The 13,326-nt window shown below is 46.7% G+C and carries 14 protein-coding genes; 7 read left to right on the forward strand and 7 right to left on the reverse strand.

Annotated features, from left to right (window positions below):
- The first annotated feature begins 171 nt into the window (after positions 1-171).
- The gene (locus C6P39_RS27975) at positions 172-366 is read left to right on the forward strand and encodes a hypothetical protein (protein WP_242987056.1); all 195 of its coding nucleotides are present in this window, start codon (positions 172-174) and stop codon (positions 364-366) included.
- Between the two features lie 151 nt (positions 367-517).
- Here C6P39_RS27975 and C6P39_RS15635 read toward each other — a convergent pair whose 3' ends face one another.
- The 5 genes from C6P39_RS15635 to C6P39_RS28515 are packed head-to-tail and all read right to left on the reverse strand — an operon-like array spanning position 518 to position 3,593.
- Positions 518-937 carry a khg/kdpg family aldolase/carbohydrate kinase gene (locus tag C6P39_RS15635; RefSeq protein WP_095171834.1) on the reverse strand — a complete coding sequence of 140 codons (420 nt, stop codon included), beginning with the start codon at positions 935-937 and terminating at the stop codon, positions 518-520.
- A gap of 34 nt (positions 938-971) precedes the next feature.
- A complete protein-coding gene (locus C6P39_RS15640; protein WP_104804393.1) occupies positions 972-1,511 on the reverse strand; it encodes a 2-oxoacid:acceptor oxidoreductase family protein in 540 nt (179 codons plus the stop codon).
- Between the two features lie 3 nt (positions 1,512-1,514).
- Positions 1,515-2,264 (reverse strand): thiamine pyrophosphate-dependent enzyme, encoded by a 750-nt coding sequence (locus tag C6P39_RS15645; protein WP_095171829.1) that lies wholly within the window; start codon positions 2,262-2,264, stop codon positions 1,515-1,517.
- Position 2,265: 1 nt separating this feature from the next.
- Positions 2,266-3,327, reverse strand: a complete 1,062-nt coding sequence (locus tag C6P39_RS15650; RefSeq protein ID WP_104804394.1) for a 3-methyl-2-oxobutanoate dehydrogenase subunit beta — start codon at positions 3,325-3,327, stop codon at positions 2,266-2,268.
- A complete protein-coding gene (locus C6P39_RS28515; protein WP_408608514.1) occupies positions 3,324-3,593 on the reverse strand; it encodes a 4Fe-4S dicluster domain-containing protein in 270 nt (89 codons plus the stop codon). The genes C6P39_RS15650 and C6P39_RS28515 overlap by 4 nt, the downstream gene beginning before the upstream one ends.
- A 144-nt stretch (positions 3,594-3,737) precedes the next feature.
- Between C6P39_RS28515 and C6P39_RS15660 the strand changes: the two genes are divergently transcribed.
- The 6 genes from C6P39_RS15660 (at position 3,738) to C6P39_RS15685 (ending at position 10,481) form a co-directional block, all read left to right on the forward strand.
- Positions 3,738-4,505, forward strand: a complete 768-nt coding sequence (locus tag C6P39_RS15660) for an IclR family transcriptional regulator (protein WP_095171821.1) — start codon at positions 3,738-3,740, stop codon at positions 4,503-4,505.
- Between the two features lie 171 nt (positions 4,506-4,676).
- Positions 4,677-5,738 (forward strand): butyrate kinase, encoded by a 1,062-nt coding sequence (buk, locus tag C6P39_RS15665; RefSeq protein WP_104804395.1) that lies wholly within the window; start codon positions 4,677-4,679, stop codon positions 5,736-5,738.
- A 28-nt stretch (positions 5,739-5,766) separates the two neighbouring features.
- Entirely contained in the window at positions 5,767-7,227 is a 1,461-nt protein-coding gene (gene nhaC, locus C6P39_RS15670; RefSeq protein WP_242987057.1) for a Na+/H+ antiporter NhaC, read from the forward strand.
- Entirely contained in the window at positions 7,217-8,122 is a 906-nt protein-coding gene (locus tag C6P39_RS15675; RefSeq protein ID WP_104804396.1) for a phosphate acyltransferase, read from the forward strand. Before nhaC ends, C6P39_RS15675 begins: the two co-directional genes overlap by 11 nt.
- Before the next feature lie 27 nt (positions 8,123-8,149).
- The gene (locus tag C6P39_RS15680; protein WP_095171813.1) at positions 8,150-9,475 is read left to right on the forward strand and encodes an MFS transporter; all 1,326 of its coding nucleotides are present in this window, start codon (positions 8,150-8,152) and stop codon (positions 9,473-9,475) included.
- Between the two features lie 16 nt (positions 9,476-9,491).
- Positions 9,492-10,481, forward strand: coding sequence for a uroporphyrinogen decarboxylase family protein (locus tag C6P39_RS15685; RefSeq protein ID WP_104804397.1), 990 nt, complete (start codon positions 9,492-9,494; stop codon positions 10,479-10,481).
- An 89-nt stretch (positions 10,482-10,570) separates the two neighbouring features.
- Here the strand turns inward: C6P39_RS15685 and C6P39_RS15690 are convergent, their stop codons facing one another.
- Together C6P39_RS15690 and C6P39_RS15695 are read right to left on the reverse strand one after the other, a co-directional pair.
- On the reverse strand, positions 10,571-11,995 hold the full coding sequence (locus C6P39_RS15690; RefSeq protein ID WP_095171809.1) for an MATE family efflux transporter: 1,425 nt from the start codon (positions 11,993-11,995) through the stop codon (positions 10,571-10,573).
- A gap of 186 nt (positions 11,996-12,181) precedes the next feature.
- Positions 12,182-13,276 carry a uroporphyrinogen decarboxylase/cobalamine-independent methonine synthase family protein gene (locus C6P39_RS15695; RefSeq protein ID WP_104804398.1) on the reverse strand — a complete coding sequence of 365 codons (1,095 nt, stop codon included), beginning with the start codon at positions 13,274-13,276 and terminating at the stop codon, positions 12,182-12,184.
- Positions 13,277-13,326 lie beyond the last annotated feature (50 nt).

Below are 13,326 nucleotides of genomic sequence, written 5' to 3' on the forward strand. Positions count from 1 at the left end.
AGGCGGGATGTAAACTGAGGCTTGACGGGAAGCTGGCAGGGACTTACATATCCTTCTGTCCAGCTTTATATGTGCAGATGAGCATTTCAAATGTATGGTAAAAACAATCCACCATGAAGTTTTCAGAAGGGGGAAAAGCGGCAAGAACAGCGGCTGGTTTCAGAACACTTTATGCAGAGTGAGATACTATTTTCAGCGAAGGAAAAGGATTCCCTTGACTGGAATACGATAAAACGGCTTGTGGATGACAACCGGAATTTTAAAACGCTTCTGGATGAGATGCCGAAGGGAATCAGGCACAATGCTATGTTTGATGTGGATGTGTCGGTTCTGATTTGGAAAAAATATTTAAGAGTAAGGGTATAATATAAAAAACCTCCCTAGATGAAAGATTATAATAAAATCATCAGGGAGGTGCTTGGAGTGAGGAGAATCTGTCAGAAAACAGGTTGTGCGAATCGTCAGTGCAGTTTAGGCATTCCTGGAAGTTGTCGTGGATGTCCAAAATTTTTCTGATTTACTTTTGAATCAAATGAACCGCAAACCCTCCAATCTCATCCTGCATATAAACAAGAAATGGAACCCCATCCTTGTAACAAATAGAATCCTCCACAAATCTGCATCCCTGATTTTCCAGATATCTTTTTGCCAAAGGCAAAGAATTTGTACCAATAGCAATATGCCCATTAACACCGCGGGCAGACCTCTTCATGATTTCTATTGCATCACCGGCAAATATAGAAATATCGGTATCCCGCTCCATAAATCCAAATAAGCTTTTAAAAACCATCGCAGTTGAGATCGCAGCGGCCTCATCCGGGCAGTTAATACCTACATGCATAAGTTCAAAGCCAAACATATCCTGCACTTTTTCCGGTGTCATGTCTCTAAAATTTGTCGTATCATTAAAATCTGTCATATCATTAAAATCCGTCATCTTTTCTATTCCTTACCCTTTCCCTCCGTATGGATTACCTGTCAACTGCCTCATATCCGGCATTAAAAGCCTCCATATTAGCTTTCTGAAATTTGGATTTTCCCTTTTTCTCAAACATAAGATTCATTGCGTTAATCGCAGCCTCCTTGGTAAAGTCCCCTAAGAGTTTAACCACCGCTCCGGTCATCACGATATTAGCACTTTTAGGGTTCCCTAATTGCGCCGCGATCCCGGCGGATGCAATACGGATATAATGCACGTCACTCCTGCAGTCATTCGATATATCGACCAGGTCGTTTACTACCACGATCCCACCATGAGCTGCCAGAGGAAGAAATTTCTGAAGGGAGAGATCATTCATGACCAGTAGTATATCCGGGTGTTCCTGTGATGGGTTATAGATAATCTCCTTTCCATACTTTACCGTACAGTTAGCAGTACCGCCCCGCATGGCGGAGCCATAGGAGGGAACCCAGGTAACATGGTAACCAGCAGTGGCTGCAATATCAGAAATGATCAGGCCGGATGTCAAAATTCCCTGCCCGCCTGAACCGGCAAATACGATCTCCTTCATAATCTAGCGCCCCTTTCTTCCCTTGAATTCCCCAATTGGATAATAAGGGATGATCTCTTTTTCAATTCGTTCCATAGCATCCAGAGGAGAGAGTCCCCAATTCACCGGGCACGGTGACAACACCTCCACCGCTGAATACCCTTCATGGTCCATCTGCGCTTCCAGAGCATTTTTTATATATTTCTTCAGTTGGTTAACTCTTTTAGGACTTGTCACAGTACCCCTTGCTATATAAGCGGCATCTGGAAACTGGCTGGCAGCCATCTCCGGGAAGCGGATGGGGTATCCTGTGACGGCACAGTCCCGTCCGCTGACGCTGGTCGAGGTTTTCTGGCCTTCCAGTGTGGTGAGGCTCATCTGTCCGCCTGTCATTCCAAAGTTAGTATTGTTTATAATGATCACGGTGATATTCTCATTTCGATAGGCAGCATTAAAAGTTTCAGAAAGACCAATGCTGTAAGCATCACCGTCACCCTGGTAAGAGACTACAAGGACATCCGGGTTTACGCGCTTTATGCCCGTTGCCACGGCTCCGGCGCGTCCGTGTGAACAATGGAGACGGTCACATTCCAGGCCGGCCCCAAGATTTGAGGAACAACCTACTCCGATCGCAAAAATAATATTGTTATTCTGATTTAATTCATCCAGACATTCCATGATTAAACGGCTGACGATGCCGTGCCCGCATCCCGGACAGAAATCCATTGGTTTATCTGCCAGTGCCGGGACTTTTCTCTCCTGGATAATTGCCATATCAGTAGACCTCCTTTCGTTCACCTGCTTTTATCTTGAAATATTCTTCCTCAATGCTTTGGAGTGTAGGAGTGCCAAAGACACAGGCCATATCATAGACCGGTACATTCCTTTCTTTCAGTGCCTTTTTGGTGTAAAGGGCAGCATCGTCCACAAGCTGCCCCGTGGCATTGGCTTCCACGGTGATGATTCCCTTTACTTTGGGATTGATGTGGTAAAATGCTTTTTCAGGGAATGGCCATGCGGTTATGGGACGTATGATTCCGACTTTCTCCCCCTGTGCGCGGAGGGCACGGACTGCACCCAAAGTACTCCGTCCCGGTACACCGTATGAGATGAAGACATAATCGCTGTCCTGCAGGGATTCCTCCTCCCAGCGTTGTTCATTTTCTTTTATGCGGTTATATTTTTCTACCAACTCGACTGCTTCCTTACGGGAATCCCTTTGAAAGATCCCCACTTTTTTGTATGTATAATGGCCGTTCAGTGCCCAGGGCAGCCTTTTAGGTTCTACAAAGTCTGGCAGGGTTACCGGTTCCATCATCTGTCCTAAAGTTGCCTCACCCATCATGACTGTGACTACCCGGTATTTTTCCGCCAATTCATAGGCCGTAAGCGTTAAATCCACAAATTCCTGCACGGAAGCCGGACACAGCACAATGCATCGATAATCTCCGTGTCCTCCACCCCGGGTCTCACGGTTGTAATCACACTGTGCGGATATGAGGGTCCCAAGCCCATTTCCGTATCTGACCTGGGTTATTACCACTGCGGAAAGGCCTTCGTCTGACAAAGTGGAGATACCTTCCTGCATCAGAGATATACCCGGCCCTGAGGAGGCCGTCAATGCCCGCACACCACTGGCTGCCGCACCGATCACCATATTGATTCCCGCCAGTTCGCTTTCGGATTGTATAAAGCTGCCGCCTTCCTGCGGGAGTCTCCAGGACAGGTATTCCATGATCTCACTGGAAGGGGTGATAGGATAACCTGCATAAAATCTTACACCGGCGCGGACTGCTGCCTCTGCAATTGCCTCATTTCCTTTCATCATTTCCGTCATGAGAGATCACGCTCCTTTCTATCTTGACTGCCCGGTATGTAAAACACCCCGTCAGGACAAATGGTGTAACACATGCCACAGGCGATGCACGCTTCATCGTTTACCTGTACAGGATGGTACCCATTTGCATTTAACATACCCGACTTGCTGATGGCCTGTCGCGGACAGTGATAAATGCAGAGGCCGCATTCCTTGCAGCGTTCTTGTTTTACGTTCACTTTCACAATAATACCCTCCAATCTCCAATAAATATTTGTTCCACTCACTGGAATACTGTTCTATTTTTAAATTATAACGCCTATCTTTTCCGGATGTCAAGTGGCAACATGGAATTTTCACGCTCTTGACATAATGTTGGAAATGTAATTTAATGAGATTAATCATAAATTTTTAAGTAACGGAGGTCTAACATGTCAGATGTGATTCAGGCGGTGGATCGTGCACTGGAAGTGCTGATCTACTTGAATAAAGAGGGTGTAGAAACCAGTGTGACAAAGATTGCATCGGATTTGGGCGTTTATAAAAGCACCATATTCCGTACACTTGCCACATTGGAAGCCAGGGGGTTTGTACAGAAAAACCCGGAGACAGGGAAGTATTGGTTAGGGAGCCGCCTTTTTACCATGGGAAAAAGCGTAGAGAATAAGATGGGTATCCGGGAAATGATACGCCCTTATGCGAAAAGGCTGCATGAGCGTTATCATGAAGTGGTAAATGTCTCCATCCTGGAACGTAATCCGGGGGAGGTGTACCATAGTGTCATTATCCTGAAAGAGGAAAGCACACAGCAGATGCTTACAGTAAATCCGCCGGTAGGCTCCAGCTGTGAATGCTACTGTTCGGCTGTGGGCAAGTGCCTGCTGGCATTCAGCGAGGGCATTGACCTGTCTGTTTATGAGGAGCATCCGTTTTTCCGGTTTACCGGAAATACCATTCACTCTGTGGATGTGCTTCGTGATGAATTAATAAAGGTATGTGAAAATGGTTATGCCATTGACAAAGAGGAGCAGGAGGTAGGGCTCTTTTGTATTGGCGCACCAATTTTGGACAGGAAAGGAATTGCGGTCGCGGCAATTAGTCTTTCAGGTCCAACCAGCCGTATGTTGTCATCAGATATAGACGAGCGAATCCAGGCAGTTTGTAGTATTGCACATGAAATTTCGGAAAATTTTGTATAATATTAAGATTGACAGCTAAATGTGGCTGTGATATATATTAATCATGTTAATATTCGTAAAAAAGAAAAGATTGTGCCATTCTTTTCTTTTTTAACCTCTTAAAATTGGAACATTGTTCCAGTGAATAGAACAAAATCAGCGAAAGCAAAAAGAAAGAGAGGGGAATAAGGGATGAAGATCATGGTGATCAATCCTGGTGGAACATCCACAAAGACTGCAGTTTTTGAAGATGAGCATGTGCTGTTTAAAAAGACCATCATCCATGCAGCAGATGAACTTAGGAGGTTCCCCCATGTAGAGGATCAGTTGGACTATCGCAGGAATATTATCCTGGACACATTAAGTGAGGCCGGTTTTGTACCTGGGGATTTCTCTTGTGTGGTGGGAAGGGGCGGTCTGCTGGCGCCGCTGCAGGGTGGTACCTATGGAGTGAATGAACGGATGACAAAAGACTTAAAGAAGGCTGTCCATGGCGAGCACCCTTCTAATCTGGGCCCTATATTGGCAAAAGAGATTGCCGATGAGGTGAATATCCCTTCTTTTATTGTTGATCCGGTCTCCGTGGATGAGTTGATGCCGATTGCCCGTATCAGCGGCCTTGCTGAGCTGGAGCGGCCCAGTTGGTTCCATGCATTGAACCATAAAGCAGTGGCCCGTTTTATAGCGAAGCGGATAGATAGGGAGTATGAAGATTGCAATTTTATCATTGCACATCTGGGTTCCGGCAATTCTATTGTGGCTCACAAGGAGGGCAGGATGATAGATGGAAGCGGGGGACGCAGCAATGGACCATTTTCCCCGGAAAGGAGCGGCGGGCTGCCTACATACCCGTTGGTTGAATTATGCTATTCCGGTAAATACAGCCATGAAGAAATGGTGGATAAAATCAGCAGCGGGGGAGGGATATATGATCATCTGGGTACGAAAGATGCCAGGGAGGTGGAAGAAAGGATAAAGAAAGGAGATGAAAAAGCAAGGACGGTTTATCAGGCATTTGTATATTCTGTGGCAAAAGAAATCTGTTCCTATGCGGCAGTATTTGAAGGGAAGGTTGATTGCATTATCCTGACAGGCGGTCTTGCCCATTCCGGTTATGTAACGGAGGAGATTACCAGAATGACAGGTTTTCTGGCTCCTGTGGAAATCGTTCCGGGGGAATTTGAATTAGAGGCATTGGCATATGGAGCACTGAGAGTGCTTAGAAAAGAAGAGGAGCCAAAGTGCTACGGATAACAGACATTTCCTTTAGAGAGAAGGTGGCATGATAGAGATGGAGGATAAGCCGAAACGGGAGCCAAGTACAAAAATGTCCATTTTAGTCTTTACGGCAGCGATCATGATGATATTGACCGGCGTCATTGTTCTTCAATTTGATATGCATATTGTCCTGTTGATCACCCTGGGTTTTGTCTGCCTGGTGTCGGTGCCGCTGGGATATCATCTGGATGACCTTATTGAATGTATGAAAAAACCATTAGGGCGTGCCCTGTCAGCTATGATAATCTTTATTTTTATTGGGATCATTATTGCGTCCCTGATTTTTGCAGGGACAATGCCCGCATTGATCTACTATGGGTTACAGTATATCACACCAAAGTTTTTTCTGCCCGTAGGTCTGGTCCTGTGCAGCCTGACCGCCCTGTCCATAGGGACATCCTGGGGCGCCATAGGCACAATGGGACTTGCGATGATGGGAATTGGTGCCGGCCTGGGGGTACCTGCTCCGGTAACTGCAGGCATGGTTATCTCAGGCGCTTTTTTCGGGGATAAGATGTCATCAATCTCTGACAGTACAAATTTGGCGCCGGCTGCTTCCGGGTCCACATTGTATACACATATCAGCGCCATGTGGCAGACAACCTTCCCGTCATATCTTATTACACTGGCGGCATTTACCATGATTGGATTTTCATATCAGGGAGGAACCATTGACCACAGCACAATTGATTTGTTCCTGGATACTTTGAGGGGGCAGTTTGATATGAATCCTGTTGTGCTGGTGCCCTTGGCAGTGCTTTTAATTTTAAACCTCATGAAGTTCCCGGCACTTCCCAGTATGTCCATTGGCAGTATATTGGCAGTGATCGTGGCAGTGTTTCTGCAAGGTTATCCGGTGAAGGAAGTGATTGAAGGGCTGAATTATGGATATGTAATGCCTACGGGAGTTGATATGGTGGATCAGCTTTTGCTGCGGGGAGGCATTCAGAGCATGATGTATACGTTCTCCTTGTCCTGCATTGCCATTGCTTTTGGCGGTGTGATGGAAAATGTGGGATATCTCCGTAAAATAGTTGCCTTGGTGGTCAGTAAGGTAAAAAGTGACCGCATGATGGTGCCGCTTGTGATCGTCAGCACTACCATAGGGACACTTACCATGGGAGAAGTTTTCCTTTCCATCATCGTAATTGGCAGTCTGTACAAAGATACATTCAAACAGCGGGGGCTGCGGCCGGAGATGCTTTCAAGGCTCATTGAGGAAGGAGGGACGCTGACGCAGCCGTTCATTCCGTGGTCCACCAGCGGGGTATTTATTACAGCGACCCTTGGTGTCACGGTGGGAGAATATTGGAAATATTCCATTATGAATTATGTCAACCCATTGCTTTCCATTGTACTTGCCATGTTTGGTGTTTTTATCCTGCGGGAGGGTGATAAGAAGGAAACTATATTTGCTAAGATCATAAAGATGAAAAAGAAGGGGATAGAGAAAAATGATTCGTAATTTTGACCAGCTGCTGGAAAAAGTGCAGTCATTAGGGCGTGTTACGGTGAGCGTTGCAGCGGCGGATGATGGGGAAGTGCTCCTGGCTGTGAAAAAGGCTGCGTCACTGGGGCTTATCCGTCCGATACTGACTGGTGATGCGGATAAGATAGCATCCGGTTGTAAACGTATGGGGTTCATGCCGTTAGATATCATAAACACCCACAGCGATGAGGAGGCTGTGCGGGCGGCCATAAAGGAGGTAAGGGATGGAAGGGCGTCTGTTCTAATGAAAGGGATGGTGAACACCAGTGTTTATATGCGGGGGATTCTGAACAGGGAATGGGGGCTGCGGACAGAGCGTCTTCTCTCCATGATGGCTGTCTATGAACCGCCTAATTACCACAAGCTGCTCTTCTGTTCGGACAGCGGTATAAATGTGGCACCTAATCTGCGGCAGAAAGAAGAGATCCTGCAGAATATCCTCATCGCTGTAAAGAATATTGGCATTACACACCCGAAAGTGGCGGTACTTACAGCTAATGAATTGACAGACCCTAAGATTCCGGCAACTGTGGACGCCGCAGCACTGGCAGCAAAGGTTCCGGGAGATGACAGGTTTCTTCCATGTACCATTGAGGGTCCAATATCTTTTGATGTGGCCTTTGACCCTCAGGCAGCTGCCCAGAAAGGAATTAACAGTAAAATCAGCGGGGACCCGGATATTGTGATTTTCCCCAATATTGAGGCTGGGAATATCATGGGGAAATCATGGATTCACCTGTGCCGCTGTAACTGGGCAGGTATTGTGCTTGGAGCGGCCTGTCCCGTCATCATGGGGTCCCGGGCGGACACTGCGGATATTAAACTGAATTCTATCGCATTGGCATGTCTTGCGGCAGAAGGAAAAAATTGATCGTCTGACAAAGGAGGGGTTTTTCAAATGCAAAAAACAAAGGTATCTATTTCACCCAGACAAATATTTATACTTTTTTTAATGGGGTTTGCCTATTCTATCATTTATGCGACTCCATTCATCCAGTATGTATTTTATGATGATCTGGCATCAGCATTGAATGCTACAAATACACAGCTTGGGGTTCTGATCGCCATTTTTGGTGTGGGCAATTTGATCGCACCTATTGGCGGTGTCATAAGTGATAAATTTAATGCAAAGACGGTTTATCTCATTGGTATGTATGCCACCTGTCTGTTGAGCTTTATTTTTGCCATGAATATGAATTATAAATTTGCTGTATTTATCTGGTCAGCACTGGCAGTTGCCGCATTATTTTTATTCTTTCCGGCCCATACAAAGCTGGTCCGGCTTTTGGGGGATGAAAAGAGCCAGGGGACGCTTTTTGGAACTGCTGACGCCTTATATGGCCTGGCCAGTGTGGTCATTAATTTTATTGCTCTGGCTGTTTACGCAAAATTTGCTATTAAGGCTTTTGGAGGCGGTATTGGCGGTCTGCGGGCTGTTATTATCAGCTATGGGGTAGTTGGATTGATCGTTACCACGGTCCTTATCTTTTTACTTCCGAATCCGGATAAGGCGCTCAGAAGTGCTGCAGCTGAAGAGGGCAAGACTAAAATAAGCAGGGCGGAATGGATTGGTGTTTTCAAAGATCCGCGCACCTGGCTTTCCGGCATTACCGTATTTTCTTGCTATTCCGTAGGACTTGCCGTAACCTATTTTACACCATATATGACGAATGTGCTGGGGATCACGGTAGTAAGTTCCGGTGTTATTGCTGTTATCAGGACTTATGGTATCCGTGTGATCGGTGCTCCGCTGGGAGGGTTTCTGGGTGACAAAATCAATTCCGTATCAAGAGTCATCGGCATAACATTGGGATTAGGCGGTATTGTTACGGTTATATTCATGACTATGACAGGGCATGCTTCTGCAGGAGCAGTGACAGCGATCACCCTGCTCATCGGATTCCTGATCCAGATATCGCGGGGCGGTATGATGTCAATCCCGTCAGAGATGAAGATTCCAAGAAAATATGCCGCAACTGCTGCGGGTATTGTCTGCGCGGTTGGTTTCTGCCCGGATTTATTCTTATATACGCTATATGGACATTGGCTGGATACTTACGGCAATGCAGGTTATACACGGATATTTATTTACACTATATGTATGATGGTTTTGGGAGTGGTCAACAGTATTGTGATACACTTTTATAAAAAGAAGTATGTGGAAACAGGACGTGTGGAAATAGAAGGCGGCAATGATGAAATAGAAAAGATAAGCCAAATATAATAGGAAAGGATAGGATATGATGAATTTAAAGAAAGAAATCACAGAAAAAGAAAATCTTGAATTAGTATTTGCGGGGAAGGAGCCGGCATGGATTCCCTATCATGAGGATGCATTTTCTTTCATGCTGAATGTCACGCTAAAAAGGGAGTATAACCCTTCCACAGGCTATTATGTGGACCCGTTTGGCGTTTCCTTTATCAATACCCCCGATGGAGGGATTCCTGCAAACACTCATAGTCATGTGTTCGAGCTGGAGGATATCACCCGCTGGCGGGATATTATACCTAAAATTGATCTGGATCAGATTGATTGGGAGACAGAGGCCAAGAGGCTTAGGGCCACTATGGTGAAAGACGGGCAGATGATCGACTATTACGCCGGATTCGTCTGGGACGAGCTCCACTATATGATGGGGTTTGAGAACGCGCTTTTATCACTGGCATTGGAGCCGGAGGAGACAGGCAAAGCCCTTAACGCTATCGCGGATTTTTGGATTGATGTTATGCGTCACCAATGTAAATACCTGAAACCGGAAATGATCACCTTTATGGAACATATCGCCACAAATAAAGGGCTGCTCATGTCTCCGGATACATATCGGGAGATTTTGAAGCCAATACATAAAAAAATGTTTGATGCAGTCCATGAACTTGGGGCAATACCAACCATGCACGTGGACGGGGATATATCAGCCATTATTGAGGATATTGTTGAGGTTGGGGTGAAAGCGATAGAACCGCTCCAGATTTATAATGATATTAATCTATATAAAGAAAAGTATGGCCTGGTAGCGATCGGAGGCTGGGATTCATTCGGCAGGGGAAATCAGGCGGACTCAACGGAGGAAGAAGTGAGGGATTCTGTGCGTTTGGCCATGGATACTTACGGACCGGGAGGACGGTATATCTTCTGGGAGAGCGGAATCACTCCGAGATTTCAGGAGCAGGGGGAATACCTGGCCGATGAGGCAAGGAAGTATGGATCATCCTTTTACCAAAAGCGCTAAAATTACACATGGAAACTGAAACATATCCAGCCAATCTTTGCAAAAGCCAAAGATTGGCTGGCTTATTTTTAAGGCGCAGTCAAAAATATTTACACGTCAGCTTCCGGGGCCAGCGGAAACCGGATCAGCCGGTTGAGTTTCCGCATCTCTGTGGTGAGCATGACTGCTGCCATAGCCACTGAAAAAACATCGGATACCGGAAAAGACCACATGAGACCAATGATCCCAAAGAAGTGGGGAAGGAGCAGCATACAGGGGATCATGAACAATACCTGGCGCGACAGGGAGAGTACCGTAGCTCCCATTGCCTTTCCCACTGCCTGAAAGTATACACTGGCTACCATCTGAACGCCCATAACAAAGATAAATATAGTCATGTTCTTCAGGCACATAACGGCAAATTCATTATACAGAGCATTTTCTTGTCCAAACAGGGAAATGATCTGCTGGGGAAAGATCTGCAGGCAGAGCATACCGAGAAAACCGATGGTGACACACACAATAAGACAGGTTTTCGCCAGCTTTTTTACGCGGGTAAATAATTTAGCGCCGTAATTATAGCTGAACAAGGGCTGTGAGCCTACGGAGATGCCCATGATCAGGGACATCATCAGGCCGTTTACTTTATTGACGATTCCGAATACGGTCAGAGGAATGTCAGCGCCGTATTGGGAGAGGGCACCATATTTGATGGTCTGCTGATTCATGATGATCTGCATGACAAGTGCCGCGCATTGCGTGAGGAAGGAGGAAAGACCAAGGGTCAGGATGCTTTTTACAACAGATAACCGAAGCTTCATGTTTTCCTTCTTCATTGTCAGGGTGCGGAATTTTTTTAGGTAGAGCAGACAGAAGATAAGTGTGCCGAATTGTCCGATGATAGTGGCAAAGGCGGCGCCCTTAACACCCCAGTGGAAGACAAAGATAAACAGGGGGTCCAGCACACAGTTCAGTACAGCGCCGATCAGCATGGAGTTCATGGCATAGCCAGGGTTGCCGTCAGCACGGATCTCATCACTGATCATAATGCCCACGCTGGTGAACATGGTGCCCAGAAGATAAATACGGCCATAGTCAATGGCATAGGGCAGTACCGTGTCCGTGGCACCGAAGAGGCGCAGCAGGGGGACCATGAAGAGTTCACCTAAAATGCAGAGGAGGATGCCGCTTGACAGGGCAAGCGTAAGGCCGTTGCCAAGGGTGAGATTGGCACAGTCCTGATCCTTTCCCCCAAGATTCAGTCCCACATTGGCAGCGGTGCCCACGGAGATCATCAGTGAAACTGCCATAGCGATGGTGACAAAAGGAAATACCACGTTGGTGGCAGCATTTCCAAGATACCCCACACCCTGGCCGATAAAGATTTGATCCACAAGATTATAGATAGAGTTTACCAGCATGGAAATGACGGAGGGGATGGCGAATTTTGCAAGTAGTTTTGGAATGGGAGCAGTACCCATGATATTATTTTCTTCCGGCAGAACTGCCGCTGAAGACGGATTTTTGTTTGACATTTGTGTTCCTCACTTTCAAAAAGCAAAATGGTTAGAAGTATATGTACAGCCATTCTGTAAGCTGGGTCCGCACACACAGGATTACAGTAAAATACAGGCATGCCATGAACGAACAGCGCCCAAAAGAGATACATCTTTCGGGCGCTGTTGATGAAAAGAAAAAGGGTATCAGATCAGTCTGTGGAATCAGAGGCTGCTTACCGCCTGCTGTCTGGATGCACGGTACATGCCTCTGCGGAACGCCGGTGTCATCTTCTGAGGAAAGTACATATAGTTGGGGATGCAGTATTTGCCGGGTTTGAAATAGTTCTTTACGAACTCGCCGCCTGCTTTTTCCTGCTCCTCTTCGGAGGCACCTTCGGGCAGGTCAGGTTCCACGTGGAGCAGGATCTTATCGCCGTATTCTTCATACATCTTCTGGGTGGGGTTCATTGGCATGGGACACCAGGACTGCCAGCCGGCTTTTATGAAGTTTGGAAGCTGCATCTCCAGGCTGCCGCAGCTATGCAGGTCGGCGATCAGCCCTTTGGACTTGATGTGGTCCGTCAGTTCTCTCATGTAGGGGACGATCATTTCCTCCCCCACCGCAGGGGAGAAGAAAGGTGCTCTCTGGGAACCCCAGTCATCATGAACCGTAAAGCCCGAGATACCGTCCCCGTAAGTCTCGGCGCAGCGGTCAACAAGTTTACAGTACAGCGCAGTTGTCTCTGCGAACAGTTCTTTTAAGGCATCTTTTTGTTCCTCGTCGATCAAGGCGACCACAGCACCTTCAAAATCCATGAAGGAAACCAGTCTCTCATACCAGCATCCGTTTAAGAACCAAAGCATATTTGCTTTTCCGTTATGGAGATAGTCATAGTTTTCTCTGCCGCTGGCATCCCAGTCCCAGGCATCAATGTTGGGGAATTTCAGCATTTTGCGCCAGTCGTTGGCATCCTCAAGAAAGGGGGTGCCGGGGCGGACCATGGAGCCTCCTGCTACGGGAACATATTCCCATTCGATACCGAACATATCAGGACCGCCGTAGTCTGCCATATCGAAGGGGCTGCCCTCAATGACAAAGCCGCGGGCGATGTTGTCCGGGATTACGGAAGGGGCAAAAAGACCAGTCTCCAAACCGGAGAGACACCAGGTTGGTGTTCCCGCATACAGTTCTTTTACCGCGTCCTTTTCGGACTGTGGATAAGTCCAGGCAGGACTCTCGGGGATGGTAGGGTCGAGTAAATTTGGAACAGTATAAGCAACATTCATTTCTTTTTCATCAAAGGGAATTTTTGACATAATAGTATCTCCTGTTCTGAGTGTATTTTTATATCATGGCAATAGGAAGT

Source organism: Blautia marasmi, assembly GCF_900258535.1.
GTDB classification, from domain to species: domain Bacteria; phylum Bacillota; class Clostridia; order Lachnospirales; family Lachnospiraceae; genus Blautia; species Blautia hominis.

Bases quoted from the DNA above. Each gene is read 5' to 3' on its own strand.
- buk (WP_104804395.1), top strand. From the start codon at position 4,677: ATGAAGATCATGGTGATCAATCCTGGTGGAACATCCACAAAGACTGCA.
- C6P39_RS15640 (WP_104804393.1), bottom strand. From the start codon at position 1,511: ATGAAGGAGATCGTATTTGCCGGTTCAGGCGGGCAGGGAATTTTGACA.
- C6P39_RS15660 (WP_095171821.1), top strand. From the start codon at position 3,738: ATGTCAGATGTGATTCAGGCGGTGGATCGTGCACTGGAAGTGCTGATC.
- C6P39_RS15690 (WP_095171809.1), bottom strand. From the start codon at position 11,995: ATGTCAAACAAAAATCCGTCTTCAGCGGCAGTTCTGCCGGAAGAAAAT.
- C6P39_RS15675 (WP_104804396.1), top strand. From the start codon at position 7,217: ATGATTCGTAATTTTGACCAGCTGCTGGAAAAAGTGCAGTCATTAGGG.
- C6P39_RS15650 (WP_104804394.1), bottom strand. From the start codon at position 3,327: ATGACGGAAATGATGAAAGGAAATGAGGCAATTGCAGAGGCAGCAGTC.
- C6P39_RS27975 (WP_242987056.1), top strand. From the start codon at position 172: ATGCAGAGTGAGATACTATTTTCAGCGAAGGAAAAGGATTCCCTTGAC.
- C6P39_RS15695 (WP_104804398.1), bottom strand. From the start codon at position 13,276: ATGTCAAAAATTCCCTTTGATGAAAAAGAAATGAATGTTGCTTATACT.
- nhaC (WP_242987057.1), top strand. From the start codon at position 5,767: ATGATAGAGATGGAGGATAAGCCGAAACGGGAGCCAAGTACAAAAATG.
- C6P39_RS15635 (WP_095171834.1), bottom strand. From the start codon at position 937: ATGACGGATTTTAATGATATGACAGATTTTAATGATACGACAAATTTT.
- C6P39_RS15680 (WP_095171813.1), top strand. From the start codon at position 8,150: ATGCAAAAAACAAAGGTATCTATTTCACCCAGACAAATATTTATACTT.
- C6P39_RS15685 (WP_104804397.1), top strand. From the start codon at position 9,492: ATGATGAATTTAAAGAAAGAAATCACAGAAAAAGAAAATCTTGAATTA.
- C6P39_RS15645 (WP_095171829.1), bottom strand. From the start codon at position 2,264: ATGGCAATTATCCAGGAGAGAAAAGTCCCGGCACTGGCAGATAAACCA.